The sequence below is a fragment of the Ochrobactrum sp. BTU1 genome (assembly GCA_018798825.1).
Classification (GTDB): Bacteria; Pseudomonadota; Alphaproteobacteria; order Rhizobiales; family Rhizobiaceae; genus Brucella.
In genome coordinates this window covers 1054280-1071053 of the sequence record CP076354.1, presented here as the reverse complement: position 1 = coordinate 1071053, position 16774 = coordinate 1054280, and the positions used below count along the sequence as shown (strand labels likewise).

The following is a 16774-nucleotide window of genomic DNA, read 5'->3' as shown; positions in this document are numbered from 1 at the left end:
AATGTTTCCCTATTGTACTCGCTGGATCAGGCCGATTTTAAAGGTCGTACCGCCAATCGTGAACGAACCTCGCAATGCCCAGCCAGCGGGAGGAACGATCACTGTGTTGGAACCGACTAGCTGGTATTGGCCGTATGCACCGTCCGACACGGGGAAGGTACCTGCCGGACCTTGAGTGCCCTGTGGACCCTGTGCTCCCTGAGGACCAGCTGGACCTTGCGGACCCTGAGGACCTGTCGGACCTTGTGGACCCGTGTCTCCTTTAGAACCCTGAGGACCTGTCGGGCCTACGTCACCCTTAACGCCCTGAGGACCCGCGTCACCTTTCGAGACAACGAGGTCCCAAACCGAAGGGTTCGCCACAGGGTTCTGATTGATGCTCTCTGCTGTACCTTTGTGGAAATATGCCTCACCAAGGTAGCGAACGACATCCTTCGGGAAGTAGTTCATGGTCGAAACCCAAAGGCCACGCCATACCATCCCCGGAGTTCCGGCTGGTCCGGTCAAACCATTAGGACCTATAGGACCTTCAACGCCTTGCGGACCACGAGCACCCTGCAAGCCCTGAGGACCTGTGAGACCCTGAGGACCTTGGATGCCCTGCGGACCCTGAACGCCTTGAAGTCCCTGAGGACCCTGACCAAAGGCAGCACCTTCGGACCACACACCAGCTGTCGCAGAGATACGAAAATAGATCTTACCTTGCTGCATATCTAGGAAGGCGAAGTCGACAGGCTTGGTGTCGTACAGAGCACGATCAGCGGTGACTCCGTAGGCATCCGGCACGAATGACGGACCGATGTCCCCACGTTCACCCTGAGGACCCTGAGGGCCGGGAATACCCTGTGGACCTTGTTCGCCCTGTGGTCCTCTTGGTCCTTGGTCACCTTCCGGCCCTTGGATACCTCGTGGACCCTGATCACCAATCGGTCCTTTGTCGCCTGTCGGCCCTTTTGGTCCAGAAGGCATGTTGTATTCATTGTAGATCATGAAGCCGCCATCTTCATCGAAGCCCATGATCTTGTTGCGGCGGTCTTCAATTGACGGGAGAACTAGGTCAACGCGACCTGCATCGCTTTCAGGTGCAATGATTGTCGAGCTGGTAATCCACGTTGAGATATCTCGGGCTTCCTGTGCGACATACATCGACTGAAGCTGGGCCTTGTTCAGGTCATCTGAGCGGAGACTTGAGCCATCCGCAATAAAGACCAGAGGGTCAACTGCGGGTGTCTCTCGCTTGATCTGAAGCTTCATGTCACGAGGCAGCTTAAAGCTGGTCCGTAGCTGATATTCGCCAGTCCAGGCATATTCGCCAGTCGCTTCACCATTGAGGTAAACCTTGACGTGATCCCTTTCGAGATAAGGGAAATCAAAGGTGAAGTCTTGTTTGATATCGTCGCCGTCATAGTAGACGAACGACAGGATTTTGTTTGCCATTGATCCTTTGTGTATGAGGAAAGAAGGGACCGAAGCCCCCTCAACTATTCGCCACGCTTCTTCGGCGTGTATTCAGGAAGATCGCTGATCAATGAGTTGAAACCCATGGTCACCGGAAGGAAATTCTGGAACAGACCCAAGCCCATCAAGGTTCTTGCCGTCTGTTGAGACATTGGTTCACCCTCACGGAGAGCTGTAGCCGCACCTCCGACACCTGTACGGATGTCATCAAACAAGCCCATCGTTGGATTACCGAAGAGCAGGTCCGAGGTTTGCCCTGAGGTTCTCGTTGCGGAGAACTGAGGATCGAAGCCGAGCATAGGTGCAACGCTATCGACCATCATTGGAATGATCGAGCTTTCACCTGTACGTGAGAACGCCGCCTTACCGATACTTTCCCACGACAACAACCGCTCTTCGTATTCCTCACGGTCTGACCTACCGACAGCCTTAAGCTTCGTCTGGGTGACGTAAGCCAATGCCGAGAGCATAGAACCTAAGAGGATAGAAGCAGCAGCCTGACGGTCACGCATATGGGCAGCCTTCAGTGTGCTCTTGGTCCACGAACCCATCATGAACGTTCGGAACTGCATAATCACTCGCGCCAAAGGGTGGCTGAAGTATCTGTGCAGAGTGCCTAGATCATTTGCCTGAACGATGTAGCGGGACTGACGATAGGCTGCATTGAGGAACGCCTCACGAGCAATCGGATCGGACCACTTCTCGAAGTCAGCACGGAGAACCTTGCCTCCGAACTCGCCGTTCTTGTAATGAAAGTTTCCCGGTTCCTTGAATTGCTTCAGGACACGTTCAGTCATTTCCTCGGATAACCCAAGGTCGGCCAGACGTTTCCTGCTAAAGCCCTTCCCTGTGTGTGCAAAGTCAGCCCACTTCTGAACAATCGCTTTCGCCGTCATGTTCTGGAGCATGTCGTTTGCGGTATTCAGGCCAGAGATTTCCGCTGTTACGTGGTTAGCGCGGTTGAGAAAACCTTCTGCCTTGTCGGCAAAGCGGCCTCTGCTGAGAGACGTAAATGCACCTGACATTTCATCGTAGCGATAACCCGGATTGTGAAGGAGACGGTCGAACCCGCCAATACCGAACTTCTCAAGGTCTTCGGCCAACCCAGACTTGCGAATAAGTTCACCGTCAGCATTCAGGATGCGCCTCATTTCAGGTAACTGAGAGAAGACAGCCTTTGGCCCGAGATGTCCCAACACGCGACCAAACTCAGTGATCTGAGCGAAGCCAACTTGGTTCATTACGCGGCTGAAGTTGAACTTACCGGCCAGATTAAGGAACTGTTGCCAGCCCTCCGACATATTGTTCTGTGGGCGACCAACGAGATAATCATAGGCGAACTGAAGGTTTGCTATGTCTTTCTCAAGGTTCTCATGCGATCCGGCCACACCACGGTTCTTATCTTCGGCAGCACGTTTACGTACAGTGTCGAGGTATTTGGAGAACTCGTCATCACTCGTGAAACCGTTGATCAGAAGGTTACCGTCAGCGTCCCTTACGCGATACCGTGCTAGCGCAATACGGCCTGTCATCTGATGAACGTAACGCTCATAGAGATAGAGCGCGTCATTTACCAGAAGGTCGTCAAACCGCAAAGGCGTCTCGGATATCGTTCCTGTCTTTGCATTGACTGGATTGTCTAGCTTGGCAGTCTCGTCAATTGTGACGCGATGCTTTGCCCGAGACATCGTTCCGCCATCCGTAGGACGAGCCTTACGTGCAGCGTCGAGGTTCTCAACGATCTTGTCGATATCAGAAGGACCTAAAGCATCGCTTTCGCTGAGAATGCGTCGGATTTCGTCAACGTCCTCAACGATGAAACCACGCATTGCGAGGTCTTCAGCACCATAGGAACGCTTTACGACTGCCCGAGTGTAGCCTTTTGCCAGCTTGAAGAGGATGTCATCGGCAATCTCAGGGACCTTCTTGCTAATACCGTTCGATACCAGCTGGATAATCGTGTCCTCGCCGTATTCCTCTATCGCATTGACGACCTTTGCGTGATCAAAGACACGCGGAAGGTAGTGCTCACTGTCGTCCAGTCGAGTGAACTTATGGACGCCACGTCCCATCTCTCCTTCACGGAGCAAGGGGTTCTCGGCCAACTGACCAAGCTTGCGTAGACCTTCACGGATACGGTTACCTGTCTTAATGACTTCAGGATGATAAGCCTCAGCTGCACCTTCAGTGGTGTCTCGGATGTACCTAGCGATGTCTTCGGAGAACTCAGAACGCAATGCGGCACCATCGAACCAGCCGGCTCCTTTGTCCTTGGCATAGCGCTTGAATGAAGGCTTAGCCATTTTCTGAAGAAAGCCGTTAAACTCGTAGGCCATGCGGCCCTTGTCTTCAGCTGCCGAGATTTGGTTGACTACGCTGTTCTTCTTACCGACAGCATCGATAACCAAGCCCTGACCAGCACGTGTCACTGCATTTGGAGAAGTACCCAGCTGTCCACCTAAGTCCATCTGTCGGAGCGCCTTAGGTCCTGCACTCGTTCCGAAATCGTCAGCTTCAACGTGCTTGAAGGCATCGTCACGTTCTAGGAAGTCAACCTTATTGTTGACCTGAGCGGCACCTGCGGAGCTGCCTCCCCGGGAAACTGGGGCAATCTCAGCTTTAGCTAAGGAATCCTGCCCTGCTCGTTGAAGGTGAAGAGCTTCTTCCATTGTGTGAGGATTACGTAGGAGAGCACCTGCTGCACCACCGAGCAGTGTACCAAACACGCCAGCCCGAACGACATCCTCAGTGGACTTATCGGGGTTCCAACGTGCGCCTAAAGCTTCACCTGCGGCACTCGCAGAACCGGCAGCAAGGCCACCTGCAATCATGCTGTTAAGGCGACGAGCTTTGTTACCGAGGACCAGTCCGGGAGCTACTGAGCCAATAGCAATATCCAGCGGAAGGTCTTCTGCAATCTCGGTCACGAGTTGCAAACCTGCACCAGTAAGACCACTCTGGCTAATCACTTCGGAACGCTTCTGGGCATCCGAAGCCCGCCCTAGGAGGTACTGATAGCTTTCCTCGGAGACTGCTTTGTCGAACATTGAGCCGTACTTGCTAGCATCAAAGCCTCTTTGGGCAGCATCGGTCTCGTAGCGATTAGAAGGAAGACTGAAATTCTCGTCAGGCTTGAAGCGGTTTAAGTCATCACCAATCGAGCGGACCATCCAAGCCGTGTCACTGTTTCCAGCAACCGCAGCCGCAGTCTGCCCAAAGCTTGGACCTTCGGTTTCCGGCTGGTAGACGTTCGGTGCCGCTGCTTGAGGAATATCGACGCGGGACATATCAGCCCTGCCACTAGTTGCAGCAGACATCACGTCCTGAGCTGAGCCTGCCCCAGAAGCCTGAGCCTGTGGTGGCAGATCAATTTGCGCCGAAGGGTCGTATGCCTTTAGCGCGTTATAGCTTGACTGCTGACGCTTCTCATAATGCATCGCATAACGAGCACCTCGGTTTGAACCCTTAGGCCGCTCAAACATAATCATCCCGTCAGCAGCACCGGCCACGTTAGATGAATTACGGATCAGATCGCCAGCCCGTTTCTCGGTGTTGTTCAGTTCCCAGTCAAGGAAGTCGAGCTGTGCTTCAAGATCGTTTACATTACGTCCAATCTTATCAGCATGAGCATAAAGCCGCGTCTTGCGATCACGATTCCACTGAGCAATGCCTACACTATCGGTGCCGTCAGAAGCATCGCCCCGGTTAATAGCCTTTGTATTGAGGCTGCTCTCAGCGACGAGATTACCGACGATACCGGCAGCTTGGTGCGGTTTCCAGCCCTTCTGGATAAGGAACTGCATAGCAAACTGTTCACGTTGGTTCATAAAGGCTCCAATAGAAAAAGCCCCGGGAGTTACCCCGAGGCCAGTTTAGGTTTCGATTTAAGAGGGCTTAGCGTCCTCTATTGCGTTCGTTGATTGCGTCTTCTGCTGTCTTGCCGAACTTGAAGAAGCTGTTTGATCCTGTGCTGATACCGCCGCCATTTATTGCGTCAGGCATCTGGTCGGACCAAGAGTTGACCATCTTGCGGCTAAACATACCAAAGGCTGGGCTGACTGTTGGCTTCTTGAACTCAGGACGTTTGAGGATGATTTCACCATCAGGGCCAGTAGCTATTGTCTTGGAATACCGTTTGCCGGTCTTCTTCCAGACAGGTGCCTGACCTTCTTCAGCCGTATTGTGCCAGATTTCACGGTTCTTATTGATCCAGACAGTCGAGCCGTCTTTGTCTTCAGCTTGGAATAGGCCCTTAGCGTTCACGCTTTGATTGAATACGCTATACGTGGCTTGTGCCTTACGTTGCATCTCTTCGTTCGCGTTTGACCATGCCCTGAGGTTACTCAAGGTGAACATGTGCATCTGCCCTTGGTCATCCGTAGCGGGACGATTGGTTTCCTTGTCGAGAAGATAGAAGCGTCCGTCGCGGTCGCCTGTCTGTTGGATCGTGAGCTGACCAAGCGAATAGTTCTTGCCCTTACTGTCGGCCATGAATGAAGCAACCTGAGCGTCAACAGCGCCTCGGAAATCCGAAGGCATCTCAGCCCTGCTCTCAATTGCACCAACGTCGATCAGCGTACCGTTATAGTGGATTGCTGATTTCTCCATGGCATCACGAGCAGCTGCAACCGCATCTTTCCCATTAAGGCCACCGAGGGCGAACTTCTGGGCCAGATCGACAAGATGATCCTCGACCATGCCAGAGTTCTCCATATCGATTGACCAACGGCCCATCCATTTCGTGTCCCTGAGGTCTTTCACAGCGCTGTTGATTGACTGAAACTCTCGGGTCACTCGGGCTTTCGCCGTAGGTGTAGGATTAGAGACGGCATAGGCAAACGCTACGGCTTCCTTGTCGGAACGCCCGAGCGTCTCACGAGCTGCAATAAAGCCGTCAAAGTAGTCCTTATCGTTACCCTTGAGGTAGACAGCGCCTATATTCTTGTTCGCTTTGCTGATCGAATTGAGAAGGTCGATGCGCTGCACTAGCTTCTGCTGACTGGCTTCATCGGAGAGAACCTCAGGAGCCCCAGCAAGTGCCAGCCCTTCAGCCGCAGCCTTCACGTCAGGGTTCTCAAGACCTGACCTAGCTAGAACAGCAGTCTGTCGGGCGATTGTTTCCTCTGGTTGTTCGCCCCGGGCTTTTGCATCGCGTCCGTCTTGAAGGAGAAACTGTCGAACAGCTTCAGTCTGCTGCTTCGCTATATTAGTAATCACTTCCTCACTGGAGCCAGAGCCTGTAAGCTTGGTCTGCACGAGGTCACGAGCGCCTATAAAGCCTGTACCATTGCGGATGTTCTCAACGTTTGCAGAGAGAAGTGCGTCCTGCTCAGCGGCGTTGTACTGATTATGCTGGGCAACCTGAGCTTTGGACATTAGGTCCATCGCTTTGTCCCGCGTCATTGGATCGTCAAGGAACGAAGGTAACTCCCCGCCTTTCCCCGGACGTGCCATTGAGAGAGCCTTAAGCACAACCTCAGGGTTCGAAGAGGTACGCCTTTCGAGTTCCACGAGTTGCCGCTTTGCGACTTCGTTATCATCTAGGAGAAGTGTTCCCTTGCTTCCGGCATCAATGGCCGTCTTAAGGAAATCCTTGGCGATGACTTCGGGTGCCTTATCGGCCCTTACGCCATCATCAATGGTCATTCGGAAGTAGTTAGCTGCCGCCCCTTGGACTTGCTGCTCTCGCTTCTCGACCATCTTCTTGTTTCTCAGTGACACGATGTTCTGAGCGAACGTCTGTCCAGCCTGTGAATACGCTGAAAGGAATGTCGGCTCACCTGCACGGCCACTTTCCTGAAGCTTCTTCTGGAGGACCTCACGCGCATACGTCTCGGGGTCGCCATTATCCCAGTCGAAGTTCTCTTGCATGTCCATCAGAACTTCATTCTGGACCATCTCAGCGAACTGAGCGCCATCCATCTTGCCAATAGCTGCGGCCTGAAGCTTATCTGCTTTATCCAGCCCGTGCTTATCGATGACGAACTGACGGCGCTCTTCAGGAGAAGCCTTCATGAAGAAATTCTGACGTTCGGCCAAGGCGGCCTCGTTAGCGTCTTTATTTCGGTTTGCCTGTGCTGCCCCTAGAATCGGAGCAAGCTGGCCGATCTGACCGGAGAATGCCGAAAGGGCATCCACCAGTCGTGCCGTATTGTCGTCCCGAGGTATAGCGGCAGGGGCCTCATAGGTGTCCACGGGTCGGGCTGCGGGTTGCAGCTTTAGATTATTGCGGAACTCGGGAGTTTGTACGCGCCCCTGTGCCATATTCATTCCTCTTCTTAGCCCGTCTGCTTAGCTGCCGATTTGTAACGCTGATACGTGCCGTAGCTCTCCAGTCCTCCTGAGAGGATGCGAACTGCTGCACCTGCGAATGACGGCTTCTGGCCCTGCGAGACGGAATTGATACGACTTGCGGTTTGATGCATGGTGCCGTCCATGTCGGCCCTTAAGGCATCGGCTTGCATCTGCATGTTGTTATCGAGGGTGCGTTCATACTGACCCTCTTGGTTGTAGAAGTCCCCGATAAGGGCATCTACCGACAGACCGGAAACACCGGCCTCACCTGCTGCGACTTGAGCGGTTGCCCTCGCCTGAGCGGCTTCTGTCTGTGTCTTCTGAAGTTCTTGTGAAGCGGCTTTCTGCTCCTGCTGCATACGGAGCTGAGTAGCAGCGTAGTTGTCCGTTGCGGCTTTATTAGCCTCAATGCGGTTGTTCTCGTACTGCTGCTGCTGAGCCTTATATGCGGCCTGCTCTGCCCCAAAGCTCATAACCGTAGTTGCGGCGCTGATTGCGAACTGAGCGATTGCCATCCCCACTGCGCCAATGCACATCAGGGTTTCCTTAGTTTTGCGAACTCAATGAATGGTGTCTGGTCGATGCCATACCTCGGGAGAACCCTAAGGAAGCTGAAACCAGACCGTTTGATCCAGCTAACGTGAACCTTGTTTCGGGCATCCACATGGTTACCCAGAAGGGGAAACTTCTCGTGGAACTTATCGATCTGCTTAGGAACAAGCGTAACAAGCTCCCTGCGGTAGGCAGAAAGCTTCTCACTTGCCATCATCCAGATCAGCCCGAGGTGCGGGTAATGCTGAACAGGCGAGACCCCGAAGATGACCTCAGGGGACCCGTTGTCTGTGAAGACGTAAACCTCTTCCCTCGAAACCGAGAGCGGCAGGATGACCTCAGGAGGTAAACCGGAAGCCGAGAGGCACTCACGTCTGTCTTCAGGACGAAGCCGAGGGGCAAGTTTCCTTGCATCCTCAGTTGTTGCCCTACGGATTTCCTTCATTACATCCTTTGCGATTTCTGGACGTAGTTTGCCACCCACTCAGCTGAAAGGACTGAGCAGGGAAGATAACTGTCCGAAACGATGTCAATTTCCACACGATCATTCTTCGAAAGGATCGGAAGAGCGAACGTTCCATCTGACAGCGTGACGCTATCCGTGGTGTTCATCGGGTCACCCATAAGGCGACCATTGGTGACATATGAGCGTGTAGCCTGAGCAAGTGGCGTAACTTCAACACGGAAGTAGGCCGTCTTGGAATACTGAACGAGCAACTGGAGGAGCTGAAGTCTGCCTTCGGTGACCGTAGTCACACCTCCGTTCTGCCCTGCCTTGCGGATGAAGATGCGCGATAAGCGATACCTCATGGTGTACTCAAGGCCGAAATAGAGAGGCACCCTTCGCATGTCCCCGTCGAGGATCACGTAGTTCGTCCCCTTCTCCTTGATCTGAAGCCGTAGCCCCGGAGATATCGGAGAGGAAGGGTCTCCAGCCGACACGCAAATGAAATCCAGACGTGAGAAATCGTAGGTCATAGGGACCCGCGTTTCCTTGTTGTATGGATCATATGTGCGAAGGTCGTAGCCCTCCTGACGGTATCGATGATCGAGATTGACCACGAAATGCATGTCAGTATCTGTTCCGCCTGGCTGAACTTCCATCGTCTCGATGAACGTCTCGTTGAGGCGCTTAAGGAGCACATAGAGTTGACTATTCACGAACCAGAAGTCGAGGACCTTGGTTACCCCGGGGAACGTCCATTTAGACCAAGAGGCTTGAAGCTTTTGCTCATTTGCCCAGTAGTACTTGTAGACGTAAAGAGACGCCACGTCCTTGTTAGAGCGGACGATTAAGATGTCCTCATGTGTACTTGCGGCCATCTTCTCGATTGACCCGGGGATGTACTGAGGCACATGTCCTGTCACGTCTTCAGCATCTGCCTCACCTGTAGCGGCATCAATGCGATATTCACGAACAGTCGAGAACTGGCCTCGATCCACTGGAAAGAAGATTACATTGCCGGTTGCCACTGGGCGCACCTTAGATGAAACCTGATAGGCAGTCGTGACGCGCATCGAAGCTGACTTCTGGGTGAGCAATTCACTTCCCAAAAGGTGAGCCTGAACTTGATCCGCAAAGAGAACCAAACGGTCAGCGAATGAGATACCGTGACGAAGAACTGAGACGTTTGTCTCGGCACTTGATACGTCAATTGGATCATCATCCATCATCGCCGTTGCAGTCATTCGCCAGAAATCGAAATACGAACCATGTCGAGACAGGATTGCATTCTCTCCTGAAAGGAAGCCTAAGCGGTTCTTGAAGAACACGATGTCGTTGATTGTCTTCCCGACAAAGCTTGGAGGAGGATTGACCTCATCGTCGCCTGCCTTGCGTTCATCCCAGTCAAGCGATTTGAACGTAAATGTTCCGTCCTCTTCACGGACAAGAGCGTGAGGCATCGTCTGGGCTTCAAAGCCTTTAGCGGTCCCCGGAGCAGGAATTTCGCGCCACACCCCGGGTGTCGAGATGTCATCGTGAGCTGAGTGCTTTTGGAACCTGACGTAATAATCATCGTACTTGGTCGAGACCGAGCCAGTGATTTTTATTGCCATGCCATCTTCAGTGAACGAAGGAAGATCGGAGAAATCCTGTACCTCCTTCTGAACGGCTTTCATTGAGTGACCGTTGTAGCCATCTTCAACGCCGATACTGAAGGGCTGCCCATCATCCTTGCGGAAATAGATCGTCCCCTTGAACACCTTGATGGTGAAACCCGTGAGGTTTGCCTGAGCGTACTTATCGGTTGTCTTATACTTCCACGCAATGTCACCGTTAACGGTCTTGCCTAGGTCCTTCATCTCACCGTTCGCCAAGCGACGAGCAATATAAGAAGTATCTACGCCCGGAGACTGCGCTCCGCTCGTTCCATCTGGTGTCGAATAACGTGCGACCTCGTTGCCATCTATCGTGATCGTATAGTCTTTGCCGTAGTTACCAGCCATGACATGCACAAGTGCTTCGGAAGGTGACAGCGGTTCAGTGATACTGGAGATTTTGGTTTTGACGCCAGTGTTCGCAATGAACGTGTAGTCACCCACTGTGAGCATCTTATAAGGAGCTGCCGGGGTAACCGACGGGTCGTACCAAAGGTAATCCCAGCCTACTTGCGTTCGGACAACCTTCTCGTTGCCCTGAAGGTCAAACACTCGGATACCTGAAGGTGTCGTTAGGATCGAATAACGTTCGTTGTTATCCCGGTTGACCATGTGGCTGTGAACGTTATCGGGAAAGTCTGTGCCAAGTGTTGCAACACGGGAGGTCGGAGGGCGCTTCTTAAGGCCATCAATGACGGTCGAATAAGCGTTTACCTGTTCCTCACCTTGCGTTGCGAGACGAAGGGCAACAGCCTGTTGGCTGATACCGTTCGCAAAGTTGGCGATAGAGCCAGAAATCTTAGCCATTAAGAGCGGCTAGAAAGGTCCCGAATGGTCTGGCTATCGTTGAGCATGTTGGCTCCTTGATTATCCAGTTCCTCGTCCATCATGGCAGCACGAGCATAGCGTTCGTCTTCGATGGTATAGGAGTGAACAGCTTGATCACCGAAGAAGCGGTCCTGATATCGACGCGCTGCGGTGACCGTTGCGTACATTCGAACGGTCGACGGAAGGTCCTCAAACTCAAGTGCGAGAACCAGCTCAACGGTTACGGATGCGGTGAACTTGTCGGTTTTGTTGGTCTTGTCGTAGAGGGTCGTCCCTCGTTGAACCAACTTGCTTCCCTTTGAGCCACCGGAAGCCCGGAGCCTAAGGGTGTTTCGAGGGAGCCTAATGCGTCCATCCTGATCGGGGACAAGCTCAAGGTCTTCCTCAGTGTTGAAATACCAGCCCTTGCTGAGTATCTCGATCAAGGCTGATCGAAGTGTGCTCTGGGCCAGTGAAGCGTCGATGACTTGGTTCTCATCGAGCGTAGATACGGGACTGTTCGAACCTACTGCGAGGATTTCGTTAACAGCCTCAAGTTCAGTTAAAGGTGCCAGCCCGAGGGCCATCAGAGGTTTCCTAAACGAAAAAACCGAGGCCCCAGCTAAGGGACCCCGGTATGGGTTAAAGTGCGAATGGATTAGGCGATTGCCAGCTCCAGAGCGCACTCAGGACGAAGCTCGCCGTGACCAACAGCGTACTTAGCGACGACAAGAGTACCCTGACGGGAAACCATGTATTCGCTTTCGATTGCCAGATCGAGGAGCTTCACTGTGCCGACTGCGGACTTATTCATGATAAGACCTGCGGTGTTGGTGAAGTCGCCCTGATACTTGGCAAGGCCGGTCGTGACGTTCTTACCGTTAGGCAGGTTTGCAGTCTTCACGAGGGTGATATCGGCAATCTTGATTACCTTACCATCCGCGTACGAACCGCGACCATCCCAGTCCTTGTTGATCACCTTCGTGTTCTGCGACAGCATGTAATACTGCACAGGCTTCATGAAGGAGTAGCGATCACTTGCTGGGACGAACTTCTCGTCAAAGACAGCAGCAGCGTCGAAGTGGACAGCAGCGAGAGCATCGCTGTCAGTCAGGAGGTCAGCTTTCACAAGCTTACCGCCACCCGGAAGGCCATCGACAACTGGACCCTTACGGGAAGCCAGAACTGCCGTAATAGCAACGTTGCGGTCATAAGCCTGAGCGAGTTCTTCGCCCATCTGCTTAGTCATTTCCGAGCGAGTTTCGAAGTGGTTCATCGCCTCGTCAATGTTGGCGGTGAAGTAGTCAGTGAGCAGAAGGTCATCAATGGTGATAACGCGCTCATTGAACTTCACAACCGAGCCGAGAACCTGCTCACCCGGAGTATGGTAACGAGCACCCGAAGTGCGGCCAGTTACTGGGAACGAAGCGGACTTGCCTTCCTTGATGGAACGAACCAGCTGCTTATCAGTGAACTCAGCGGTCTGAGTGAAAGCAGTCATGATTTCGCCAGTAGCGACCTTAACGAAGTTTGCCTTTACGTCACCAGCACCGTTTGCCTGACCAAGACGAGAAACAATAGCATCAGCCATGTTGTATATTCCTATGTTGTTCTGAGGTTTGCGCGGACCTCGGAGCAGCACAGTCAGAGTATTGAGATTATCCAGCTTCGATCACCCTCAGGTGAACGTTGGTGGGTCCCAAGTGTCTTCTTGTGAGACATCCTTGGTTCCTTGGGATCACCTGCAAGAGTGCAAGTGTGATCAGTCAGAACTAGGCAATAGGAATAGATGACGGACGATTTGGATAAGGCTCGTGTCCGTCAGAAGCCTTTGGTTACTTCGATAGGTTATCGTAGAAGGCAATCAGGCGTTTGCCACATGCCGTCTTCTCAGCTTCCGAAGTCTTAAGCGAAGCGATCAGCGCGATCACCTGCTTCTTTGTGAGCGGCCCTTGCTTTGGCTGCGGTACTTCCTTGTCGAAACACAGGCGTAAGTCCGCAGGTAGCTCAGGGTAAACCGGAGCAGAAAGCTTAGTTCCAAATGTCGCGCAACCGCTCAGTGTCAGCGCTAGACAGACACTCACGGCCAGCGTCAGCAAGCGCATCGACGTACTCCTGTAAGTTGGTGATTTTGGTTCTCAGTGCATCGGCCCGAACCGCAGCCTCTTCAGCAAGTCGAGCATCGGCTACACGCGCCTCACGCTCCTTTGAGATTTTGTAATACAGCTCACTGAGTTCCTGCCGAGTAGCCTGTAGCTCAGCCTTTGCTTTGGCCTCAGAATGCCCTTTGGCATAGATAAAGCCGAACAATGCAAGAGCCGCGACTAGGCCGATGAGCCACTTATAGATTACATTCAAGGGTAATCCTCAGGTGATTTGTTGAAGGTTTGCCGGTAATCCATATGGCCGATCCCGACATAAGCACCGTACACAGCCGGGATCATTACTGTGATCGCAGCAGCGGCAGTCTCAAGTCGGAACCATAAGGCCATGAATAAGGCGGTGAAGGAGACCAATAAGGTAACCGCTAGCCAGAACTTCGAAGTCCTGCGGCGGCTGGTCTTTCGGTTCATTTCAAGAGTTTACCAAGAGGGTCATCCGGCACTTTGAATGACGGACAAGCCTTGTTGGCGAACTCATTGTGTCCCGCGATACGCTTGATAGTCGGGAACTGTTTGAGCAAGTCTTTGGTAAGCTGGATCATCGCTGCCTTCTGGGCAGGCGTCCGGGTGTCTTTGGCGAACCTGTTGTCTTTATCGACGCCACCAATATAGACGCAACCAATCGATCCCGTGTTGTGGCCCTGAACGTGAGCACCAACGGTTTCAACTGGTCGGCCTTTCTGGATTGTGCCGTCTAAGAGGACAACGTAGTGATAACCAATTCCTGCCCAGCCCTGCTGTTTATGCCAACGATCAATGTCAGCAGCAGTGAAAGGCTTACCTTCAGGCGTGGCAGCACAGTGCCACACCAGCAAGTTTATAGGACGCATTAGATACTGGATGCCGCCAGCTTGTTAGCGACCTTGGCCTGAAAGGCTTTATCGGTCTTGTATTTTGGGTTCGACATGTCGCGTGTAACTTCAGCCCAACTTCCGTAACCCTCAACGCGCGTCGAAGGGTCACCTTCAAGTCGCTTCTTGGGATCATTGCCATTTGCCTTTGCGTACAGGCTGCGAACTTCTTCCATCTTCAGAACAGCGGCTTCAACGTCATTGCTGTCGAAGATTTCATTGGCCTTATCAACCTGCTCAGGTGTCAAGCCAGTCTTAGCCCAAGTGAGAACCCGGCTCAGCTCTTCCTCACCACCCGCAGCATCCGTAAGACGCTGTGTTGCGATCTGGGCAAGAGCCTCCTGTCCACGCTTGTATGCGTCAACAGTCTCACGGCTGAAGCCAATGCTTTCGAGCTTTGCATAGCTCTCTTCAGAAAGTTCACCCTTCTCGGCGTACTCAGCTTCAAAGGTCGATACGTCAACCTTAGCTGCTACATCCTCTTCTTTTTCTTTGGATGTATCTTCTTCCTTGGGTGCATCTTCAGCATTGGCCTCAGCCGCCTCTTCAGGTGCTGCGCCTAGTTTTGCCTCAAGTTCGGCATAGGCTTTAGCGAGGTCCTCAGGCGTCTTGAACTTCTCGTTGAGCCATTCAGGGCGTTCGCTCTGTTCACGTTCAGTAGCAAGCTTAGCAGCAGCTTCTTCAGTGGAAGTCGGAGCGTTAGCAGCTGCTTCAGCAAGTGCCTGTTCAACCGCCTCACCTGTTGGTGCTGCGTCTGCCGACTGGATAACTACAGAGTTGACTTCACTCATTAAGCGTTCACCGGAATGTAAGTTGCGCCGGAGTTGAACGTAATCTGTCCCTTAACCGGCTCTGGAGCTTTGGCCTTAGGTGCAGCTTTAGTCTTCACCTCAGGGGTTGTTTCAGGTGCGACAACTGGAGTTTCGGGTGTCTTAGCTTCTTCAGCCATTATTCTTCCTCTGCGGGTTCGGGTGTCGGAGTGCCGTTCTGAGCACCGACCATTTCCTGTTTGGCTAATCCGCCCATCTGGGAGATTGCTTGAGGTCCAAGGTTCTGAGCCATTGCCATGAGCTGAGCCTGTTGGTCAGCCTGAGCCAGCTCTTCTTCAGTCTTGATGAGACCTGACATGTCGATGCCGAGGGCAGCACCACGGCGCTTGAAGTATTCCCCAGCGTTGAGATAACGAGCGACCTGATCTGCACCGACAACCTGAGCAGCACCTGCAACGAGAGCGTCGAGGTTGTTCAGGTCATTGCCTCTGCCGAGTGCATCAAGCCCCGTCACAATGGCCGTGTTGGTGATTTCCTTTGGAAGCGGAGGCACCTTACGGACGAACATCATGCGGATTTCATAAAGCTTGGCGACAGGCAGCTGGAACTCTTCAGACAGCAGCGAGTAGACGCCACCTAAGCCCTGATCAAGTTCACCAGCCATGTACCGAATTTCAGCAGCAGTAACCCGTTCCCCGTTCCGCTGGATCGCGGTGTTGAGGAGGAAGGCAAACTGAAGCCGTTCGGTGAGCTGGGCAATGAAACGTTCAGCAACCGAGAAGTCGGAAGCTTTATTGAGCTGAAGCGGGATTACACTTTGATGATCGCCTTGGACGAACTCACCATTCTCAGCAGCGGCAAGCTTACGAACGCTCACAGTGCTGTTTGGGTGAACCATCCAGACAACCTTAGCGCCCTGAATGGTGCCATCGCGGAGAGCTTTGGTCAGGCCGTTGAGTGTCGCTAGGTCGCCAATGTACTCATCACAGAATGAGCGGCCATAGTTCTCGCCTTCGATGTACGTGAAGCGAAGCGCAATCCAAGGTAGATTGTCCTTGGTGTACGTTCCTGCGTAATCGGTCGGGAGTTCTACGCCATCGACTTCCTGAGTGACTGTGTATGTTTCGCCGTCAATGTCTTTCGCAACGTGCGTATAAACATCGACCTTGCTGTCACGTTCCGCGTCCTCAAGGGTGTCCACAGCATTCAGATGAGCGACCACATCAGGCGGCAACGCTGTCCGAGCCATGCTTTCTTTGATTACGATGTCGATTACGTTACCGGCAGCATCGCGCTTGACCACGTAAGAACTCAGACGGAAACCACGAGGCTTACCCTTCTTCGGAATGAAGAGAAGATAATTCCCTGCGATCAGCAGCTGACGACATGCTTCGAAAGAAACGGGACGGAATAGCGAACCGTTCATCTCGTCAAGAACAGCGCGTTCTCTGGAGTTGAGTGCTTTCTCGACAGCTCCTCGCTGGCCTTCAGCTTGGGTAAGCTGCTGGAGTGCAAGGTCATCGACTGTGTACTTGAAGAAAGGCGCGTTCACTGGGAACAATGCCATTTGGAGCTTTGATGCGAGGTTGCGAATACCTCTGGCTCCGAGACTTTGCGAAGGCTCTTCGAAATCTGTCGATGCCCCTACGCCATCCTTAGGGAATAGCGAGGGGACCGTCAGTTCAGCAGCGCGTCTAGCACGACGGAGATATGGGTCTCGGTCGGTGACAAGCTGTTCATAAAGAGCTTTCGCGGATACTTTATCCTGCTCTTCAGCCAT

General features: G+C 52.9%; 13 protein-coding genes. All 13 read right to left on the bottom strand.

Features of this window, described 5'->3' with window-relative positions:
* Positions 1-9: 9 nt before the first annotated feature.
* Positions 10-1437 (bottom strand): hypothetical protein, encoded by a 1428-nt coding sequence (locus KMS41_05130; protein ID QWK78618.1) that lies wholly within the window; start codon positions 1435-1437, stop codon positions 10-12.
* Positions 1438-1481: 44 nt separating this feature from the next.
* The gene (locus KMS41_05125; GenBank protein QWK78617.1) at positions 1482-5285 is read right to left on the bottom strand and encodes a hypothetical protein; all 3804 of its coding nucleotides are present in this window, start codon (positions 5283-5285) and stop codon (positions 1482-1484) included.
* A gap of 67 nt (positions 5286-5352) precedes the next feature.
* Positions 5353-7722 carry a hypothetical protein gene (locus KMS41_05120; protein QWK78616.1) on the bottom strand — a complete coding sequence of 790 codons (2370 nt, stop codon included), beginning with the start codon at positions 7720-7722 and terminating at the stop codon, positions 5353-5355.
* Positions 7723-7736: 14 nt separating this feature from the next.
* Positions 7737-8288 (bottom strand): hypothetical protein, encoded by a 552-nt coding sequence (locus KMS41_05115; protein QWK78615.1) that lies wholly within the window; start codon positions 8286-8288, stop codon positions 7737-7739.
* Positions 8288-8749, bottom strand: coding sequence for a hypothetical protein (locus KMS41_05110; GenBank protein ID QWK78614.1), 462 nt, complete (start codon positions 8747-8749; stop codon positions 8288-8290). Before KMS41_05110 ends, KMS41_05115 begins: the two co-directional genes overlap by 1 nt.
* On the bottom strand, positions 8749-11211 hold the full coding sequence (locus tag KMS41_05105; GenBank protein ID QWK78613.1) for a hypothetical protein: 2463 nt from the start codon (positions 11209-11211) through the stop codon (positions 8749-8751). Before KMS41_05105 ends, KMS41_05110 begins: the two co-directional genes overlap by 1 nt.
* Positions 11211-11798, bottom strand: coding sequence for a hypothetical protein (locus KMS41_05100; GenBank protein ID QWK78612.1), 588 nt, complete (start codon positions 11796-11798; stop codon positions 11211-11213). The genes KMS41_05105 and KMS41_05100 overlap by 1 nt, the downstream gene beginning before the upstream one ends.
* 71 nt (positions 11799-11869) lie before the next feature.
* Positions 11870-12802, bottom strand: a complete 933-nt coding sequence (locus KMS41_05095; protein QWK78611.1) for a hypothetical protein — start codon at positions 12800-12802, stop codon at positions 11870-11872.
* 244 nt (positions 12803-13046) lie between these two features.
* Positions 13047-13316 carry a hypothetical protein gene (locus KMS41_05090; GenBank protein ID QWK78610.1) on the bottom strand — a complete coding sequence of 90 codons (270 nt, stop codon included), beginning with the start codon at positions 13314-13316 and terminating at the stop codon, positions 13047-13049.
* Between the two features lie 464 nt (positions 13317-13780).
* A complete protein-coding gene (locus tag KMS41_05085) occupies positions 13781-14203 on the bottom strand; it encodes an N-acetylmuramoyl-L-alanine amidase (protein ID QWK78609.1) in 423 nt (140 codons plus the stop codon).
* The gene (locus tag KMS41_05080; GenBank protein QWK78608.1) at positions 14203-15015 is read right to left on the bottom strand and encodes a hypothetical protein; all 813 of its coding nucleotides are present in this window, start codon (positions 15013-15015) and stop codon (positions 14203-14205) included. The genes KMS41_05085 and KMS41_05080 overlap by 1 nt, the downstream gene beginning before the upstream one ends.
* Positions 15015-15173 carry a hypothetical protein gene (locus KMS41_05075; GenBank protein QWK78607.1) on the bottom strand — a complete coding sequence of 53 codons (159 nt, stop codon included), beginning with the start codon at positions 15171-15173 and terminating at the stop codon, positions 15015-15017. Before KMS41_05075 ends, KMS41_05080 begins: the two co-directional genes overlap by 1 nt.
* Positions 15173-16774: a head-tail connector protein gene (locus KMS41_05070; GenBank protein QWK78606.1), complete on the bottom strand. Its 1602-nt coding sequence runs from the start codon at positions 16772-16774 to the stop codon at positions 15173-15175. The genes KMS41_05075 and KMS41_05070 overlap by 1 nt, the downstream gene beginning before the upstream one ends.